Here is a 16227-nt window from a genome sequence, read left to right as displayed (position 1 = left end):
CGTAGGCTGCACTGTGCCATTTACCTGGGTTGATTGGGCGATCGTTGCAATCGTCGCCATCTCCGCTTTGATCAGTCTAAGCCGCGGCTTCGTAAAAGAAGCACTGTCGTTGCTGACCTGGATCATCGCAGGAGTCGTAGCCTGGATGTTCGGCGGTTCATTGTCGGTTTACCTGGCCGGATACATCGAGACACCTTCGGCTCGCGTCATCGCGGGCTGTGCCATCATGTTCATCGCCACGCTGCTGGTGGGAGCAATGATCAATTATCTTATCGGCGAGTTGATACGTGTCACCGGCCTCTCCGGGACCGATCGATTTCTCGGCATGGCCTTCGGCGCTGCGCGTGGCGCGTTGCTGGTGGTCGTGGCGGTCGGGCTGTTGAGCCTTGGGCCGGTACAGCAGGATTCGTGGTGGCAGGAGTCGGTACTCGTGCCAAAATTTCTATTGGTTGCAGATTGGTCCAAGAACCTCATATTGGGGTGGAGCAGTCAGTGGCTGGCCAGCGGAATCAGCGTACCCGCTGACCTTCCGTTCAAGGAGCACCTCTTACCGGCCAAAACGCCTCAGTAAGTTGTGTTCAGTCAAGATTCATTAAGTAGGGGTTGCGTCGCATGTGTGGCATCGTCGGTATCGTCGGTAAGTCGAACGTCAATCAGGCGCTGTATGACGCGCTAACCGTCCTCCAGCACCGCGGCCAGGACGCTGCCGGTATTGTGACCAGCCATGACGGCCGGTTATTCCTGCGCAAGGACAATGGCCTGGTGCGTGACGTGTTTCATCAGCGTCACATGCAGCGCCTTGTTGGGCACATGGGTATTGGTCATGTGCGTTACCCGACGGCCGGTAGCTCGACTTCGGCCGAAGCTCAACCGTTCTACGTCAACTCGCCTTACGGCATCACGCTGGCGCACAACGGTAACCTGACCAATGTTGAGCAATTGGCCAAGGAGATTTACGAATCTGACCTGCGCCACGTCAACACCAGCTCCGACTCGGAAGTGTTGCTCAACGTGTTTGCTCACGAGCTGGCCCAGCGCGGCAAGCTCCAGCCGACCGAAGAGGACGTGTTCGCTGCCGTCACCGACGTGCACAACCGTTGTGTCGGCGGTTACGCCGTCGTGGCCATGGTCACCGGTTATGGCATCGTCGGGTTCCGCGACCCCCACGGTATCCGTCCTATCGTGTTCGGCCAGCGTCACACCGACGAAGGCGTCGAGTACATGATCGCTTCTGAAAGCGTATCCCTGGACGTGTTGGGCTTCACCCTGATCCGCGACCTGGCGCCGGGCGAAGCGGTGTACATCACCGAAGATGGCAAGCTGCATACCCGCCAGTGCGCCGTTGCCCCGAAACTCACCCCGTGCATCTTCGAACATGTCTACCTGGCGCGTCCGGATTCGATCATCGATGGCGTTTCGGTTTACAAAGCACGTCTGCGCATGGGCGAGAAACTGGCCGAGAAGATCCTGCGCGAGCGTCCTGAGCACGATATCGACGTGGTCATCCCGATTCCGGACACCAGCCGTACCGCTGCGCTGGAGCTGGCCAACCATCTGGGCGTCAAGTTCCGCGAAGGCTTCGTGAAGAACCGTTACATCGGCCGTACGTTCATCATGCCGGGCCAGGCGGCGCGCAAGAAGTCGGTACGCCAGAAGCTCAACGCAATCGAACTGGAGTTCCGCGGCAAGAACGTCATGCTGGTGGATGACTCCATCGTGCGTGGCACCACGTGCAAGCAGATCATCCAGATGGCCCGCGAAGCCGGCGCGAAGAATGTGTACTTCTGTTCCGCCGCACCAGCCGTGCGTTACCCGAACGTGTACGGTATCGACATGCCGAGCGCCCACGAACTGATCGCCCACAACCGCACCACCCAGGACGTGGCGGACCTGATCGGCGCCGACTGGCTGATCTATCAGGACCTGCCGGACCTGATCGAAGCGGTCGGCGGTGGCAAGATCAAGATCGAGCAGTTCGACTGCGCCGTGTTCGACGGCAAGTACGTGACCGGTGATGTCGATGAAACCTACCTGAACAAGATCGAGCAGGCGCGTAACGACTCCTCGAAGATCAAGACCCAGGCGGTCAGCGCGATCATCGATCTGTACAACAACTGAGTGAACACCGGCCCTGAGGGGCCGGTTTTGTATCTTAAATAAAGAATTGAGTAAGGAGTCGCAGCATGAGTCAGGAATGGGATGCCGGTCGGTTGGACAGCGACCTCGATGGCGTAGCGTTCGACACCCTGGCTGTGCGCGCCGGCCAGCACCGCACTCCGGAAGGTGAGCACGGTGACCCGATGTTCTTCACGTCCAGCTACGTGTTCCGTACCGCTGCCGACGCCGCTGCGCGCTTTGCCGGTGAGGTGCCGGGCAACGTGTATTCGCGTTATACGAACCCGACCGTGCGTGCCTTCGAAGAGCGTATCGCAGCGCTGGAGGGCGCCGAGCAGGCGGTGGCCACAGCGACTGGCATGGCTGCCATCCTGGCGGTGGTGATGAGCCTGTGCAGTGCCGGCGACCACGTGCTGGTATCGCGCAGCGTGTTTGGTTCGACCATCAGCCTGTTCGAAAAGTACTTCAAGCGCTTCGGCATTGAAGTGGACTACGTGCCCCTGGCGGATTTGTCCGGCTGGGATGCGGCCATCAAGTCCAACACCAAGCTGTTGTTCGTCGAGTCGCCGTCCAATCCGCTGGCCGAGTTGGTGGATATCGCCGCATTGTCCGAAGTGGCGCACGCCAAAGGCGCGATGCTGGTGGTCGACAACTGCTTCTGCACGCCTGCCTTGCAGCAGCCGCTGAAGCTGGGTGCAGACATTGTGGTGCACTCGGCCACCAAGTTCATCGACGGTCAGGGCCGTTGCATGGGTGGCGTGGTTGCCGGTCGCGGCGAGCAGATGAAGGAAGTGGTGGGCTTCTTGCGCACCGCTGGCCCGACCCTGAGCCCGTTCAACGCCTGGATCTTCCTCAAGGGTCTGGAAACCCTCAACCTGCGGATGAAGGCCCATTGTGCCAACGCCCAGGCACTGGCCGAGTGGCTGGAGCAGCAGGACGGTATCGAGAAAGTGCATTACGCCGGCCTCAAGAGCCATCCGCAGCACGAACTGGCCCAGCGTCAGCAACGGGGTTTCGGCGCCGTGGTGAGTTTCGAGGTGAAGGGCGGCAAAGAGGGCGCCTGGCGCTTTATCGATGCGACCCGCCTGATCTCCATCACCGCCAACCTGGGTGACAGCAAGACCACCATCACTCACCCAAGCACCACCTCACATGGTCGCCTGGCGCCGCAGGAGCGTGAAGCGGCGGGCATCCGAGACAGCCTGATCCGTATCGCGGTAGGCCTGGAAGACGTCGCTGATCTGCAGGCTGACCTGGCTCGCGGGCTGGCTGCCTTGTGATCGAGTGGTCCATGGAGGCCGCAACGGCCAGTAATGGGCGCGTCGCCCTGGTGACGGGCGCGGCGCGGGGCATTGGCCTCGGGATTGCCGCGTGGCTGATCAGCGAAGGCTGGCAGGTGGTCTTGACCGATCTGGACCGCGAGCGCGGCTCCAAGGTGTCCAAGGTGCTGGGCGAGAATGCCTGGTTTATCACCATGGATGTGGCTGACGAGAAACAGGTGGCCCAAGGGGTCGCCGAAGTCCTCGGGCAATTCGGTCGTTTGGACGCATTGGTCTGTAACGCTGCGGTGGCCGATCCGCACAATATCACCCTGGAAAGCCTTGACCTGGCTTACTGGAACCGTGTGCTGGCCGTTAACCTCAGTGGGCCAATGTTGCTGGCCAAGCACTGTGCGCCCTACCTGCGGGCCCACGGCGGGGCTATCGTCAACCTGGCGTCGACCCGGGCCCGTCAGTCGGAGCCGGATACCGAGGCTTATGCGGCGAGCAAGGGCGGCCTGTTGGCGCTCACTCACGCCTTGGCGATGAGCCTCGGGCCGGAAGTGCGGGTGAATGCGGTCAGCCCTGGCTGGATTGATGCCCGTGATCCCGCTGCGCGGCGTGCCGAACCTTTGACTGATGCCGATCATGCCCAGCATCCGGCGGGCAGGGTGGGTACGGTAGAGGACGTGGCGGCGATGGTGGCATGGCTGCTGTCGCGCCAAGCGGGGTTCGTTACCGGGCAAGAGTTTGTGGTGGACGGTGGCATGAGCAAGAAGATGGTCTATGAGCAGTGAAGAGCAGCTTCAAGTAACACGCTGCAAGTGAGGGCGGATTGTGGTGGCTTTTAACTTGTCGCTTGAAGCTTGCAACTCGGAGCTGTTTTGAAAAAAACTCAATCCTGCTATTGACTTAGGTCCGCTACCTGCGTAAATTTCGCGGCCTCAACGAAGCAAAGGGTGATTAGCTCAGCTGGGAGAGCATCTGCCTTACAAGCAGAGGGTCGGCGGTTCGATCCCGTCATCACCCACCACTTCTTGAGAGTTTTGCCCTTGGGGCAAGACGCAACGTTAAAGGTTGCACCGACGCGCAGCGGTAGTTCAGTCGGTTAGAATACCGGCCTGTCACGCCGGGGGTCGCGGGTTCGAGTCCCGTCCGCTGCGCCATATTTTCCAGGCCTGATTTTTCGGGTTTGAGATTGAACAGCCAACGCTGATCAGTCAGATGTTTAAAGACGGTTGAGGGGTTTTACTCGGCCGGTCAAGCGATACGCAGCGGTAGTTCAGTCGGTTAGAATACCGGCCTGTCACGCCGGGGGTCGCGGGTTCGAGTCCCGTCCGCTGCGCCATATCTGTTTCAAGGCCCACTGAACGCCTTGAAGCACAAAGAAAGCCTCTGGCTACTTTGATCCGATAGCAAAGACCCTGGTCGAAAGACCGGGGTTTTTTGTTTCCGGGATTCGGAAAACCTGCTGGAAGAGCCGGCGAACCGGCTCCCGCTGTATTGTCAGAACCCCAGCTTATCCCGCAGCCCGTAATACCAGGCCCCCAGTGCCGCGAACGGCGTACGCAGCAGTTGCCCGCCTGGGAATGGGTAGTGCGGCAGGTCGGCAAACGCATCGAAGCGCTCTGCCTGGCCTCTCAGCGCTTCCGCCAGGACCTTGCCCGCCAAGTGGGTGTACGTCACGCCATGACCGCTGCAGCCCTGCGAGTAGTAGATGTTGTCACCCAGGCGCCCGACCTGCGGCAAGCGCGACAGGGTCAGCAGGAAGTTGCCGGTCCAGGCGTAGTCGATCTTCACATCCTTGAGTTGCGGGAAGGCCTTGAGCATCTTCGGGCGGATGATTGCTTCGATGTTCGCCGGGTCGCGCGCGCCATACACCACGCCGCCGCCGAAGATCAGGCGCTTGTCACTGGTAAGGCGATAGTAGTCGAGCAAGTAGTTGCAGTCCTCTACGCAGTAATCCTGCGGCAGTAGGGTCTTGGCCAACTCATCCCCGAGTGGCGCGGTGGTGATCACCTGAGTGCCGCAAGGCATCGACTTGGCCGCCAGCTCCGGAACCAGGTTGCCCAGGTAGGCATTGCCCGCGACGATGATGAATTTGGCCCTGACCTTGCCTTCGGCGGTGTGTACCACCGGATTGGCACCACGCTCGATACGCACCGCCGCCGATTGTTCGTAGATCGTACCGCCCAGGGACTCCACTGCCGCGGCTTCGCCCAGTGCAAGATTGAGTGGGTGAATATGCCCGCCGCTCATGTCCAGCATGCCGCCCACATAGTTGTCACAGGCCACCACGTCGCGAATGCGGCGTTCGTCCAGCAACTCCAGCTGGGTGTGGCCAAAGCGTTCCCACAGGCGCTTCTGCGACTCCAGGTGAGCCATGTGCTTGCTGTTGAGGGCCGCGAACACGCCGCCGTCCTTCAAGTCGCACTGGATCTGATACTTGGCCACGCGCTCGCGAATGATCTTGCCGCCTTCGAAAGCCATTTGCCCCAGTAGTTGTGCTTGCCTTGGGCCGACACTGCGCTCGATCACATCAATGTCACGGCTGTAGCTGTTGACGATTTGCCCGCCATTGCGGCCCGAGGCGCCGAACCCCACTTTGGCGGCCTCCAGCACCGTCACGCGAAAACCGTTCTCCAGCAGAAACAACGCGCTGGAGAGGCCGGTATAGCCGGCGCCAATCACGCATACGTCGGTTTCCACTTCGCCCTGCAGCGTCGGGCGAGGCGGGACCGCATTGGCGGACGCTGCATAATACGACTGGGGGTAGGGGGTGTTCGCCATCCTGGAACCTCTGTTTTATATTTTTTACGAGTGCTCCGATCCTACCTGAGTTGAAAATTGCCTGCCAGCCACCCAAAAATCACGGGCATCCCTGCCGCAAATAAAAAATTCGCATATTCATAGGGTTAGCTGCAAAAAAGATGTTGACACCCCTCCGGAATTCCGTAGAATGCCGCCTCACAGCAGGCACGTAGCTCAGTTGGTTAGAGCACCACCTTGACATGGTGGGGGTCGTTGGTTCGAGTCCAATCGCGCCTACCAAACAAAATCCGCTCTGCTGGGCGGTCTAGAAGGGCTCACCGAAAGGTGGGCCCTTTTTTGTCGTCAACAAAAAAGCGTCGCTATCGATAGCAGGCAGATGATTTGAACCACCACCTGGCACCGAAACTCACCTAGAGTTGTAGTTGTCGCCATGCTCTTTTGTCCGGCGTACATAATGGCCACCTCTTTGTCGGCGATATTGCCGCGCTGCATGCGCACGAGCGCGCCACTGCTTATCCGAGTATAGATTCCCAATCGAATTCTTCACTGTCGAGCCCGTTCGGGCCGACGCACCGTATTGCGCGCGCTCCTCCACTGCCCATTGCCCACAAAATTTATTGGTTCGCAGCAACAATTTTTCTTGTTGGACACCCCCGTCTCCAGGCAGCAAAGTTGCCGCCACTGACGCTCGACCTTCCAGGTCAACAATAAAAAAACCGAGCCGACTGCACACCACTTTCATGCTGTGAGCCCTTGCCCACATCCTGCTGTAATGGCGCCGCAGCGCGCACTAAAGGACCTCTCCGCCATGCAAACAGTTGTGAACTTATGGCCGTTGATCGGCGTACTTGTCATCGTGGTCGGCTTTGTATTACGCTTCAATCCGCTGTTGGTAGTCACCGCGGCAGCCATCGCCACCGGATTCGCCGCCCAGTTCCCGCTGGAAAAAATTCTTGCCTCCATGGGGGACGGCTTCCTTCAGACCCGTGCCCTGCAACTGATTCTGTTATTGCCGCTGGCGGTGATTGGCTTGCTGGAACGCCATGGCCTGCGCCTGCATGCTCAAAACTGGATCGCCCGTTTCGAGCGTGCGACGGTTGGGCGCTTGCTGATCATGTATCTGTTCGTGCGTGAGTCCACGGCTGCCATGGGGCTGACCAGTCTCGGTGGGCATCCACAAATGGTGCGGCCGCTGTTGGCACCGATGGCCGAAGGCGCGGCGGAGAAACGCTATGGCAAGCTGCCAGACAAGCTGCGCCACAAGGTACTGGCCATGTGCGCTGCCACCGACAATGTCGGGCTGTTTTTTGGTGAAGACATCTTTGTTGCCTTCGGTGCGATTGCGTTGATGCACACCTTCCTGCTCGGCTCGGGAATTGATGTGGAGCCGTTGCACATTGCGGTGTGGGGCATCCCGACGGCGATCTGCGCCTTCATCATTCATGCGATCCGGCTCCATCGCTTCGATCGACGGCTGACCCACGAAATGAGCCCTGCTGCCGCCCCGGTGGAGGCTGCTCAATGATCATTTCCATTCAATATCTCTACTGGCTGGCGGGTGTTCTGTTGCTGATCACCGCCGGCATGATCCTGCTGGACCGTTCCCACCCCAAGCGGTGGTCCAGCGCACTGTTCTGGTTATTGTTCGCCGTGCCGTTCCTGATTGGGGAGCGTCTGCCTTCGGTGGTCATCGGTGTCGGCGTAGTGGTGATGGCATTGATCGCGGGCTTGGGCGGCGTTGGCCGTGGCCAGCACGCCGAACTTCACGATAAGGCTTCCCGCGCCAGTGCCGGACGCCTGGGCCACAAGCTGTTTATCCCGGCGCTGGCTATCCCACTGACCACGGTGTTGGGTTCGGTGTTGCTCAAGCACACCGAAATTGGCGGTATACCGCTGCTGGACCCGAAAAACACTACTTTCGTTTCCCTGGGCATCGGCTGCCTGATTGCGCTTGGCCTGGCCTGTTGGCTGACCCGCGACACACCGTTACAGGCCCTGCGCGAATCCCGTCGTCTGACCGAAGCGCTGGGCTGGGCCATGGTGCTCCCGCAGATGTTGGCGATGCTCGGGTTGCTGTTCAATGAAGCCGGGGTTGGCGCTGCTGTCGCCCATGTCACCACCACATACGTCAACTTGGACTACAAGTTGGTGGCGGTGATGGTTTATGTGCTGGGCATGGCCTTGTTTACCGTGATCATGGGCAATGGTTTTGCGGCTTTTCCTGTTATGACTGGCGGCGTCGGTGTGCCGGTACTGGTGGGGATTTATGGCGGCAACCCTGCGGTGATGGCAGCCATCGGTATGTTTTCCGGCTACTGCGGGACACTGATGACGCCGATGGCGGCCAACTTCAATATTGTTCCGGCTGCGTTGCTGGAGTTGCCCGATAAAAATGCGGTTATCAAGGCGCAGATACCGACTGCATTAATGATGCTGGCGGTCAATATCGTGCTGCTTTACCTGTTGATGTGAGGCCGCTATGCAAAGTTTACTGCTGACGGGCTTCGAGCCTTTTGATAACGACCTGGTGAATCCCTCATGGGAGGCGGTGCGTCAGTTGGATGGTGTTCTGCTCGGCGAAGGGGTGCAGATTGTTGCACGTTGCCTGCCCTGCGCATTTGCCACCGCTGCCGAGACGTTGGTCCGGTTGATCCACGAACTGCACCCGGTAATGGTCATCGCCACCGGCTTGGGACCTGGGCGCAGCGATATTTCCATCGAGCGCATTGCAATCAACGTCAACGATGCGCGCATTCCCGACAATCTGGGGGCGCAGCCGATCGATACGGCAGTGCTGGACGGTGGCCCGGCTGCGTACTTCTCGACATTGCCGATCAAGAGCATGGTCAGGGCGGTGCGCGAAGCGGGTGTTGCGGCCTCGGTTTCGCAGACGGCGGGGACTTTTGTGTGCAATCAGGTGTTTTATCGGTTGCAGCACGCATTGGCGGGGACTGCGGTGCGCAGTGGGTTTATTCACATACCAAACCTGCCTGGATCGGGAGAGCCCTCAATGGCGCTATCGACGGTGGTGGAGGGGCTGCGTGTTGCGGTTTCGGCAGCCTGGCAAACCCAAGTGGACGTCGTCTTGCCCGGTGGCCGGATAAGCTGACGACAGGCGCTACGATTCAGTACGCTGTGCATCCGTTTCGACTATGGTTCAAGCACACCATTGCCGCGGAATGTCACCATGTTCAAACGGATGAAATTAGTATCTGCAGTTTTAACGCTTGTAGTGTCCGTGACCAGTGGCCTGGCCTTCGCCGATCCGGGTAATGGAAAAGGGCAGGGTAATAATAAAGGCAATGCCCATGGTGATCAGGGGCCGGACAAGCTTACTGGCAAGGGTGGGTCAGCCAGGGGCGGCCCCAACGTTGATCGCGGCGCAGTCCTGAGTGCGTTGGGTGGCTACCGCAATTATTGGAGCCCCGGGCCGGCCTTGCCGCCTGGCATTCAAAAGAAATTGGCACGTGGCAAGCCGCTGCCGCCGGGCATCGCCAAGAAGCTGGACGGCCGCTTGGTGGGGCATTTGCCCCGTTACGATGGCTACGAGTGGCAGCAAGTGGGCACCGACTTGATATTGGTGACCATTGCCACTGGCATCATCTACGAAGTGCTTAACGGTGTTTTTGATTGAGCTGCAGCCCCTCGCACCTCATGATCAGGTAAACACCGCTCAAAGCACGTCGCCCCGTGTTCATTGCTCACGCGGTACCGCCCGTTATGCGGGTGCGTGGCGGTCGCTCGAGAGTGTTGGCGCGCATATGCCTGGCGAGGAAATCTACCCGATCAGGGTTGATGGCCGAGTACCTGTCGCTTTATTCCAAGGTTGCGATGCAATGGCGTGATCCGTAGATTGCATCGGGGTCAGCCCATGTTCGCGAATAAGGAAAACCAGCAGTGTCCGCTCCAGGCCCCTCCGTATTTAACCAACGCTACCGTGCCTTTCTGTTCGATATGGACGGCACCCTGCTCAATTCCATTGCCGCCGCCGAGCGTGTGTGGAGCCGCTGGGCTGGGCGCCATGGCTTGGATGTCGAGGCGTTCCTCGCCACTATTCATGGTGCCCGGGCCATCGATACCATCACCCGCCAGGCGTTACCGGGCGTTGACCCGGAGGCCGAAGCGCAATGGATTACCGAGGCTGAAATCGATGACGTCCAGGGGGTTGTGGCGATTCCCGGTGCTGTCGAGTTTCTGAACAGCCTGCCAGGTGAACAATGGGCGTTGGTTACATCAGCACCCAAGGCGTTGGCATTGCGTCGCTTGCAAGCGGCGGGCATTGCCGCGCCGGCGGTGTTGGTGGCGGCGGAAGATGTTGATCGCGGCAAGCCTGATCCTGCCTGTTACGTGCTGGGCGCGCAGCGCCTGGGCGTACCGGTGCAGGACTGCCTGGTGTTCGAGGATGCCACGGTGGGAATTCGCGCGGGGGAGGCTGCGGGAGCAGATGTGATTGTGGTCACCTCAACGCACCTCACGCCCCTGGCGACGGCGCATGCCTACATAGACGGGTATGAGGGACTGCAAGCCCGGCGCGATGCTGACGGCTTGTTGTACTTGAGGCATTTGCCAAGGTGATGTGAAAGCACCGAGGCTGTTATCGGTCTCGGTGTTCTTCACACATGGCAAGAGCTGATGAGGCTTGCAACCGGCTGCTTCTCATGCCCTGACGCGAGAGCACCATCTCCCTGAGTATCTCATTGGCGAGCCGGGCAATGGCTTCGGCGCCGCGATAGTGTGCACGCACGATTCCGGTAATCGCAAAGTGGTCGGTTTCCGGGCCACTGAGAATGGCTGACAGGGTGCCGTCCGCATGCAGCGTGCAGGTCACCGTGTAGCTGGGCAAGCGTGCGGCCAGTGCCTGTTCGATTTGAGATTTATTGAGAGTGTCCATCAGCTTTAGCACCTTTCACTGCCCGTGCCAGCCCAAGCATAGGTGTTACTGCGAGTCTGTAAATACCGGCAATCTGATAGCGTGGCAATGTCAACGTGTGGTCTTCTGAGGCGCTCGATGGGCTGCCCGTTGGCACAACTTACGCAAAACAGTCTTCTGGATCGGCTTGAGGCAGAACACCAGCAGGTAACCACACAACAGTAACGCGAGGTCCAGCCAGGAGTGAGTACTCGGATCGGTGGCGCCTTCGATTTCGAACCTCAAACCGCATCCGGCAGCGAACAAAACCAACCCTATGAGCAGGGCGATCATCCAGGACCTGGAAATAAGCGGTTGTGTTGCTGGATGCCTCATCGACGTGCTCCTAAATGCACACAGATGGCAGGATGATTATCTGAAGGTTCGGCTGCGAATAACGCAGCAAGTTCCAGGCTTCATGACAGTTTCATCTCACGGCGAGGGGAAATGCACTAGGCGCGCTGGTCACGTAAGCAAACGCGAGCAGGCTGAACGGGTTTTCGCCAGCCATCACTGTGAACGAAAAGGCTGGCTACTCGGGGTGCTTCAAGGAGTCTGGTTTTTGTCCGGAGCTGTAAGGCCGGCCTGGATGCGTTGGTAAATTTCCTCACGATGCACGGCAACGTCCTTGGGGGCGTTGATGCCGATTCGAACTTGCTGGCCGCTGACGCCCAGGATGGTGATCGTAATGTCATCACCGATGTTTATGCTTTCACCGACTTTGCGGGTGAGTATAAGCATGGACTTCTCCTTGATTACTTTTAAGGACACATGTTTCAGACAGGGTAGGTGTCAGATGTGTGTAGCTTACTGCTAAGCGCTTCCCTGTGACTGCCTCTTTTAGGACGCATAGAGGCGACATTAATTCCCATGGCGGCATCATACAGGTCTGCGGTACATCATTCGCATTGTTTAAGCCAACGTTTATGACGGCCAGAATAGACAGTGAATGGTAAAGTTGCCTCTTTATCCTCAAAGGAGCAGGGCTGTGCGTAAAGTAGCGATGGCAATTGCGGTGTTGGCGTTGGCCGGTTGCGGTGAAGGTAAAAGTGTCGATTCTCCCAAGGCCAAGCCTGCCGTGACCGAAAGCCAGCCACAAACCGGTGCAATTGCCGCTCAGGAATGGGATGTGTGGGTCGGTCCTCCGGACCACAAACTGCAGGCGATCACCGACCTGACCGCCTGGTTGCTGGAACACGGCTTCAGTTTTTATATTGTGAAAGTGGACGGTAAGGACGAGGTATTTCTAGGGCCGTTTGCCAGCAAAGCCGAAGCCGAAGCCAAGCAGGCACTGCTGACCGAAAAGTTGGCCCGTGCCAAGAAGAACGACACCGAGTCGCAGGTCGTCGAGCACAAAACCGCGCAGTAGTGGGCAGGTTGGGCGGGAGTGCCGCCCACATTCAACTGCAGGCTTTCAAGTTCACCGGGCCGACGAATTCATTGCCGCGCCCCATCACGCAAGCGACTGTCTGGTTGCGCTGGCGCTCCCAGGTCTGCACCGGATAGGTCTTGTTCCAGGCTTCGTACAGTTGGCGATCCTGTTTTGACAGGCGCAAGCCGTATTGCTTGCTCATATAAAAGTACGTGCGAGCGATCATTCCGCGGATGGACGGGCGCGGCATGACTTTCTTGGCCTTGAAGTCCACTTGGGTCAGGCATGAGCCGTACTGCCCGCTTTGTACCGGCAACCAGCCAAAGCTGAAGTTGTTACGGTCGCCATTCACTTCGCCGATACTCGGCACCAGATTGTGCAGGTCCGCCTCGGCGCGCTTGAACACATCATCGTGGCGCGTGCAGTTTTTTCGCCCGCCATTTTGCCAGCACTGGCGCTGATGCCCGATTTGCCAGGCCGGCACAATGTGTTCCCACTCAATGCGCGCGGCGCGGTTGGCATTTTTGCGCGGGATGTAACCACAGGCTTTCAGGTCCACACGGTTGCCGGTGTATTTGCAGCCGCAATAGAACTCGGTGGATTGCGGAGCGTAGAGCTTCCAGGCGATTTTCTTGGCTTCGCTGAAGGTTCGAGGGGCTTGGGCGTTGGCGGTGAGGGTAAAAAGCAGGCAGCACGCAGCAATAAAACGGACACTCATTCAATCAATCTTCCTTCGGCACAACCCAGAAAATCTGTACGCCCCCGTCATCCCGATAGGCGAGGGTGACGTTGTCGTTCTCGGCGATCTCTTCCAGCAGGCGCTCCCATTCATCCACAGGTTCATCCGGCAGGCGGAAGATCAACGCTGCCTTGGCTTTCTGGGCGTTGGTTGAATTGATGATCTTTTGCACGCGAAGGGCCAGGCGCTCGTAAGCGTCGGGCGCTGCGGAAGAGGAGTTTGCCACCGAGGTTTCCTTAATTGGCTGTACGCACATACAGTATTTAACTGTGGGCGATTTCGCAACTACTTAAAATTCAAGAAGTTCGTCTGACAGCGGTTCAGGAGGTTTGGTGTAGGGCGGGAGTTTTATGGGGGAGGCGGGGGAGATAGGGGCGGTAAAGCCCCTACCGAGTATCAGCGCAAATCAGTATTCCCAGAACATCCGCTGCAGCTCTTTGCTGTCCTGGGTCTTGGTCAGGGCGACCATTGCCAGGATGCGGGCTTTCTGTGGGTTCAGGTCAAGGGCGGCGACCCAGTCGTATTTGTCGTCCGGCTGTTCGGCATTACGCAGAACCATACCGCCGGCGTTGACGTGGGAAGAGCGGATGATCTGTACGCCTTGCTTGCGCAATTCCACCAGCGCAGGAACGACTTTGGACGATACCGAACCATTACCGGTACCGGCATGGATGATGGCTTTGGCGCCAGCTTGCGCCAGTGCTTTGTAGGCGGTGTCGCTCACATTGCCGTAGCCGTAGGCAATTTCAACATCAGGCAGGCTCTTGATGGTCTTGATGTCGAATTCCGAATCCATGGTGTGGCGTTTGGCAGGCAGACGGAACCAGTAGGACTTGCCTTCCACCACCATGCCCAGCGGGCCCCATGGGCTCTTGAACGCTTCGGTCTTGATGTTGATCATTTTGCTGACGTCGCGACCCGACTGGATCTCGTCGTTCATGGTCACCAAAACGCCCTTGCCACGAGCATCTTTGCTCCCGGCCACGGCCACGGCGTTGTACAGGTTGAGCATGCCGTCTGCCGACATTGCGGTGCCTGGACGCATGGAGCCGACCACCACGATTGGCTTATCGGTTTTTTCCACCAGGTTCAGGAAGTAGGCGGTTTCTTCCAGGGTGTCGGTACCGTGGGTGATGACGATGCCGTCAACATCTTTGCTGTCGGCCAGTTCGGCCACGCGGCGGCCCAATTGCAGCAGGTTTTCGTTATTGATGCTTTCCGAGGCAATTTGCATCACTTGTTCGCCACGTACGTTGGCGATCTGGCCAAGCTCGGGAACGCCGGCGATCAGTTGTTCGATGCCGACTTTAGCCGCCTGATAGGTAGCGCTGTTGGCCGCACTGGCGCCAGCGCCGGCAATGGTGCCGCCGGTGGCGAGGATCACCACGTTGGACAGCTTGGTCTTGGTTTCAGCTTCCTTTGCGTGGGCGGCAACGGGAAACAGCAGCAGAAGGGCGAGGGCGCCCGGAACAAAGTTCTTCAATGCAGATTTCATTGTTTTTCTCTCTGGTTTTTGATGAGTGCGGTAGCAGGTTCATCTAGAACACCCGGGCGGTTCTGAACGCCTCAAGGTGCTGAGAAAGAGCAGGATTTGTACCAGGCCGATTGTGTGCATGGATATAAATTAACGTATTGATTTAAAACACATTAATTTGTCTTTTTTAATGTGTGAAAGGCTTGGTTGTCCGGCTTTCCGAACGGTGCGCTGGTATTTCGTTCGGTTGTCCGAAAAATATGACGGAGTATTCCTCGCTCTGGTATGACCCTGGCGTCAGAGCCTGTCGTTTCGGAGCAAGGCCAGGCGAAGGCGATGCTCAAGCGCATCCATGACGGTGCATAAAGCAGGGGCTGAAAACCTTGGATGAAAGACGGTTTCCCCCGTTGACAAATCTCGACAAGGTTCGCATAGTTTGAATAACGCAAACGTTTGCGAGATGTTTCACGGTGCGCTCCTGGAGTGTCGTGACAGCTCGTTTAAGCCACCCGGGTGGGACGGCTGCCGAAGAGGGTTTCGGTGCAAGCGTTGCTCACAATAATCATAAGATCGGAGTGAACCCATGAAGCTGCCATTTGCTGGACGTCTTCTTGCTGTCGCTGTGCTTGCTGCCGCATCCGCTGCCTTGCCTCTCTCCTCTGCATTTGCCGATGACGCCGCCGCCAAACCCAAGGTCGGCCTGGTCATGAAATCCCTCGCCAATGAATTTTTCGTCACGATGCAAGACGGTGCCAAGGACTACCAGAAGGCCCACGCCGCCGACTTCGACATGATCACCAACGGCATCAAGAACGAAACCGATACCAGCGCGCAGATCGATATCGTCAACCAGATGATCCTCGCCAAGGTTAACGCCATCGTGATTGCTCCTGCAGACTCCAAGGCGCTGGTCACCGTGCTGAAGAAAGCCTCGGATGCGGGCATCAAGGTCGTCAATATTGATAACCGTCTCGATCCTGAGGTGCTGAAAAGCAAGAACCTCGACATTCCATTCGTAGGCCCCGATAACCGCAAAGGCTCCAAGCTGGTCGGCGATTACCTGGCCAAGCACCTGACCTCGGGTGACAAGGTCGCGATCATCGAAGGCGTGCCAACCACCACCAATGCCCAGCAGCGCACCGCGGGCTACAAAGATGCGATGGACGCCGCCGGCATGAAGATCGTCTCCACCCAGTCCGGCAACTGGGAAATCGACCAGGGTCAGAAGGTGGCTTCCGCCATGCTGAGCGAATACCCGGACCTCAAGGCACTCCTGGCCGGTAACGACAACATGGCCCTGGGTGCTGTCTCTGCCGTACGTGCGGCAGGCAAGGCCGGTAAAGTGCTGGTGGTCGGCTATGACAACATCGAAGCCATCAAGCCGATGCTGCAGGACGGCCGTGTACTGGCGACCGCCGACCAGGCTGCTGCCCAGCAGGCCGTATTCGGTATCCAGAACGCGCTCAAGCTGGTCAAGGGTGAGAAAGTCGATGCCAAAGACGGCGTGATCGAAACCCCTGTCGAACTCGTCCTCAAGAAGTAATCCTGGCAGTACCCAACAGCGCCCGCTCGTCCTGAGCGGGCGCC

18 protein-coding genes and 4 tRNA genes are annotated in these 16227 nt (G+C 58.4%); 15 read left to right on the top strand and 7 right to left on the bottom strand.

The annotated features are described in order from the left end of the window. Window positions 1-13 precede the first annotated feature (13 nt). From M5B97_RS15485 to M5B97_RS15455, 7 genes are all read left to right on the top strand, one after another. A complete protein-coding gene (locus M5B97_RS15485; RefSeq protein WP_248731948.1) occupies window positions 14-571 on the top strand; it encodes a CvpA family protein in 558 nt (185 codons plus the stop codon). Between the two features lie 41 nt (window positions 572-612). Continuing rightward, complete coding sequence (gene purF, locus M5B97_RS15480; protein ID WP_123716862.1) at window positions 613-2118, top strand: amidophosphoribosyltransferase; 1506 nt, start codon at window positions 613-615, stop codon at window positions 2116-2118. Between the two features lie 65 nt (window positions 2119-2183). Beyond that, a complete protein-coding gene (locus M5B97_RS15475) occupies window positions 2184-3395 on the top strand; it encodes an O-succinylhomoserine sulfhydrylase (RefSeq protein ID WP_248731947.1) in 1212 nt (403 codons plus the stop codon). Window positions 3396-3406: 11 nt separating this feature from the next. Next, window positions 3407-4171, top strand: coding sequence for an SDR family oxidoreductase (locus M5B97_RS15470; protein ID WP_123716864.1), 765 nt, complete (start codon window positions 3407-3409; stop codon window positions 4169-4171). 160 nt (window positions 4172-4331) lie between these two features. After that, a tRNA-Val gene (locus M5B97_RS15465) sits at window positions 4332-4407 on the top strand. 56 nt (window positions 4408-4463) lie between these two features. After that, a tRNA-Asp gene (locus tag M5B97_RS15460) sits at window positions 4464-4540 on the top strand. Between the two features lie 105 nt (window positions 4541-4645). Next, window positions 4646-4722, top strand: a tRNA-Asp gene (locus M5B97_RS15455). Window positions 4723-4880: 158 nt separating this feature from the next. Here the strand turns inward: M5B97_RS15455 and M5B97_RS15450 are convergent. Beyond that, a complete protein-coding gene (locus M5B97_RS15450) occupies window positions 4881-6164 on the bottom strand; it encodes an FAD-binding oxidoreductase (protein WP_248731946.1) in 1284 nt (427 codons plus the stop codon). Window positions 6165-6348: 184 nt separating this feature from the next. Between M5B97_RS15450 and M5B97_RS15445 the strand changes: the two genes are divergently transcribed. The 6 genes from M5B97_RS15445 (at window position 6349) to M5B97_RS15420 (ending at window position 10721) form a co-directional block, all read left to right on the top strand. After that, window positions 6349-6425 (top strand) — tRNA-Val (locus M5B97_RS15445). 529 nt (window positions 6426-6954) lie between these two features. Further along, the gene (locus tag M5B97_RS15440; protein ID WP_248731945.1) at window positions 6955-7671 is read left to right on the top strand and encodes a DUF969 domain-containing protein; all 717 of its coding nucleotides are present in this window, start codon (window positions 6955-6957) and stop codon (window positions 7669-7671) included. Beyond that, window positions 7668-8618, top strand: coding sequence for a DUF979 domain-containing protein (locus M5B97_RS15435; RefSeq protein WP_248731944.1), 951 nt, complete (start codon window positions 7668-7670; stop codon window positions 8616-8618). The genes M5B97_RS15440 and M5B97_RS15435 overlap by 4 nt, the downstream gene beginning before the upstream one ends. Before the next feature lie 7 nt (window positions 8619-8625). Then, window positions 8626-9255, top strand: a complete 630-nt coding sequence (gene pcp / locus M5B97_RS15430; RefSeq protein WP_248731943.1) for a pyroglutamyl-peptidase I — start codon at window positions 8626-8628, stop codon at window positions 9253-9255. A gap of 78 nt (window positions 9256-9333) precedes the next feature. Further along, a complete protein-coding gene (locus M5B97_RS15425; RefSeq protein WP_134656754.1) occupies window positions 9334-9780 on the top strand; it encodes an anti-virulence regulator CigR family protein in 447 nt (148 codons plus the stop codon). Between the two features lie 263 nt (window positions 9781-10043). Next, window positions 10044-10721: an HAD family hydrolase gene (locus tag M5B97_RS15420; protein WP_248731942.1), complete on the top strand. Its 678-nt coding sequence runs from the start codon at window positions 10044-10046 to the stop codon at window positions 10719-10721. A gap of 19 nt (window positions 10722-10740) precedes the next feature. Here M5B97_RS15420 and M5B97_RS15415 read toward each other — a convergent pair whose 3' ends face one another. The 3 genes from M5B97_RS15415 to csrA form a co-directional block, all read right to left on the bottom strand. Then, the gene (locus M5B97_RS15415; RefSeq protein ID WP_248731941.1) at window positions 10741-11037 is read right to left on the bottom strand and encodes a hypothetical protein; all 297 of its coding nucleotides are present in this window, start codon (window positions 11035-11037) and stop codon (window positions 10741-10743) included. Between the two features lie 90 nt (window positions 11038-11127). Further along, a complete protein-coding gene (locus M5B97_RS15410) occupies window positions 11128-11391 on the bottom strand; it encodes a hypothetical protein (RefSeq protein WP_134656751.1) in 264 nt (87 codons plus the stop codon). A 210-nt stretch (window positions 11392-11601) separates the two neighbouring features. Continuing rightward, entirely contained in the window at window positions 11602-11796 is a 195-nt protein-coding gene (gene csrA, locus M5B97_RS15405; protein ID WP_003192511.1) for a carbon storage regulator CsrA, read from the bottom strand. Between the two features lie 262 nt (window positions 11797-12058). Between csrA and M5B97_RS15400 the strand changes: the two genes are divergently transcribed. Further along, window positions 12059-12424, top strand: a complete 366-nt coding sequence (locus tag M5B97_RS15400; protein ID WP_248731963.1) for an SPOR domain-containing protein — start codon at window positions 12059-12061, stop codon at window positions 12422-12424. 31 nt (window positions 12425-12455) lie between these two features. Here the strand turns inward: M5B97_RS15400 and M5B97_RS15395 are convergent, their stop codons facing one another. The 3 genes from M5B97_RS15395 to M5B97_RS15385 all read right to left on the bottom strand — a co-directional run bounded on the left by M5B97_RS15395 (window position 12456) and on the right by M5B97_RS15385 (window position 14661). After that, window positions 12456-13145 (bottom strand): endonuclease I family protein, encoded by a 690-nt coding sequence (locus M5B97_RS15395; protein WP_123716875.1) that lies wholly within the window; start codon window positions 13143-13145, stop codon window positions 12456-12458. Between the two features lie 4 nt (window positions 13146-13149). Further along, entirely contained in the window at window positions 13150-13392 is a 243-nt protein-coding gene (locus tag M5B97_RS15390) for a DUF1654 domain-containing protein (RefSeq protein WP_177421565.1), read from the bottom strand. Window positions 13393-13572: 180 nt separating this feature from the next. Continuing rightward, window positions 13573-14661 carry an asparaginase gene (locus M5B97_RS15385; protein ID WP_134656750.1) on the bottom strand — a complete coding sequence of 363 codons (1089 nt, stop codon included), beginning with the start codon at window positions 14659-14661 and terminating at the stop codon, window positions 13573-13575. A 562-nt stretch (window positions 14662-15223) separates the two neighbouring features. Between M5B97_RS15385 and M5B97_RS15380 the strand changes: the two genes are divergently transcribed. Further along, window positions 15224-16183 (top strand): sugar ABC transporter substrate-binding protein, encoded by a 960-nt coding sequence (locus M5B97_RS15380; protein ID WP_134656749.1) that lies wholly within the window; start codon window positions 15224-15226, stop codon window positions 16181-16183. Window positions 16184-16227 lie beyond the last annotated feature (44 nt).

The sequence above is a fragment of the Pseudomonas sp. MWU13-2517 genome (assembly GCF_023242545.1).
GTDB lineage: Bacteria > Pseudomonadota > Gammaproteobacteria > Pseudomonadales > Pseudomonadaceae > Aquipseudomonas.
This window is presented reverse-complemented; position numbering and strand designations above follow the sequence as displayed.

What these genes read in the sequence shown, in the direction of transcription:
- purF (WP_123716862.1), top strand. Translation starts at nt 613, where the DNA reads ATGTGTGGCATCGTCGGTATCGTCGGTAAGTCGAACGTCAATCAGGCG.
- M5B97_RS15475 (WP_248731947.1), top strand. Translation starts at nt 2,184, where the DNA reads ATGAGTCAGGAATGGGATGCCGGTCGGTTGGACAGCGACCTCGATGGC.
- M5B97_RS15470 (WP_123716864.1), top strand. Translation starts at nt 3,407, where the DNA reads ATGGAGGCCGCAACGGCCAGTAATGGGCGCGTCGCCCTGGTGACGGGC.
- M5B97_RS15450 (WP_248731946.1), bottom strand. Translation starts at nt 6,164, where the DNA reads ATGGCGAACACCCCCTACCCCCAGTCGTATTATGCAGCGTCCGCCAAT.
- M5B97_RS15440 (WP_248731945.1), top strand. Translation starts at nt 6,955, where the DNA reads ATGCAAACAGTTGTGAACTTATGGCCGTTGATCGGCGTACTTGTCATC.
- M5B97_RS15435 (WP_248731944.1), top strand. Translation starts at nt 7,668, where the DNA reads ATGATCATTTCCATTCAATATCTCTACTGGCTGGCGGGTGTTCTGTTG.
- pcp (WP_248731943.1), top strand. Translation starts at nt 8,626, where the DNA reads ATGCAAAGTTTACTGCTGACGGGCTTCGAGCCTTTTGATAACGACCTG.
- M5B97_RS15425 (WP_134656754.1), top strand. Translation starts at nt 9,334, where the DNA reads ATGTTCAAACGGATGAAATTAGTATCTGCAGTTTTAACGCTTGTAGTG.
- M5B97_RS15415 (WP_248731941.1), bottom strand. Translation starts at nt 11,037, where the DNA reads ATGGACACTCTCAATAAATCTCAAATCGAACAGGCACTGGCCGCACGC.
- M5B97_RS15410 (WP_134656751.1), bottom strand. Translation starts at nt 11,391, where the DNA reads ATGAGGCATCCAGCAACACAACCGCTTATTTCCAGGTCCTGGATGATC.
- csrA (WP_003192511.1), bottom strand. Translation starts at nt 11,796, where the DNA reads ATGCTTATACTCACCCGCAAAGTCGGTGAAAGCATAAACATCGGTGAT.
- M5B97_RS15400 (WP_248731963.1), top strand. Translation starts at nt 12,059, where the DNA reads ATGGCAATTGCGGTGTTGGCGTTGGCCGGTTGCGGTGAAGGTAAAAGT.
- M5B97_RS15395 (WP_123716875.1), bottom strand. Translation starts at nt 13,145, where the DNA reads ATGAGTGTCCGTTTTATTGCTGCGTGCTGCCTGCTTTTTACCCTCACC.
- M5B97_RS15385 (WP_134656750.1), bottom strand. Translation starts at nt 14,661, where the DNA reads ATGAAATCTGCATTGAAGAACTTTGTTCCGGGCGCCCTCGCCCTTCTG.
- M5B97_RS15380 (WP_134656749.1), top strand. Translation starts at nt 15,224, where the DNA reads ATGAAGCTGCCATTTGCTGGACGTCTTCTTGCTGTCGCTGTGCTTGCT.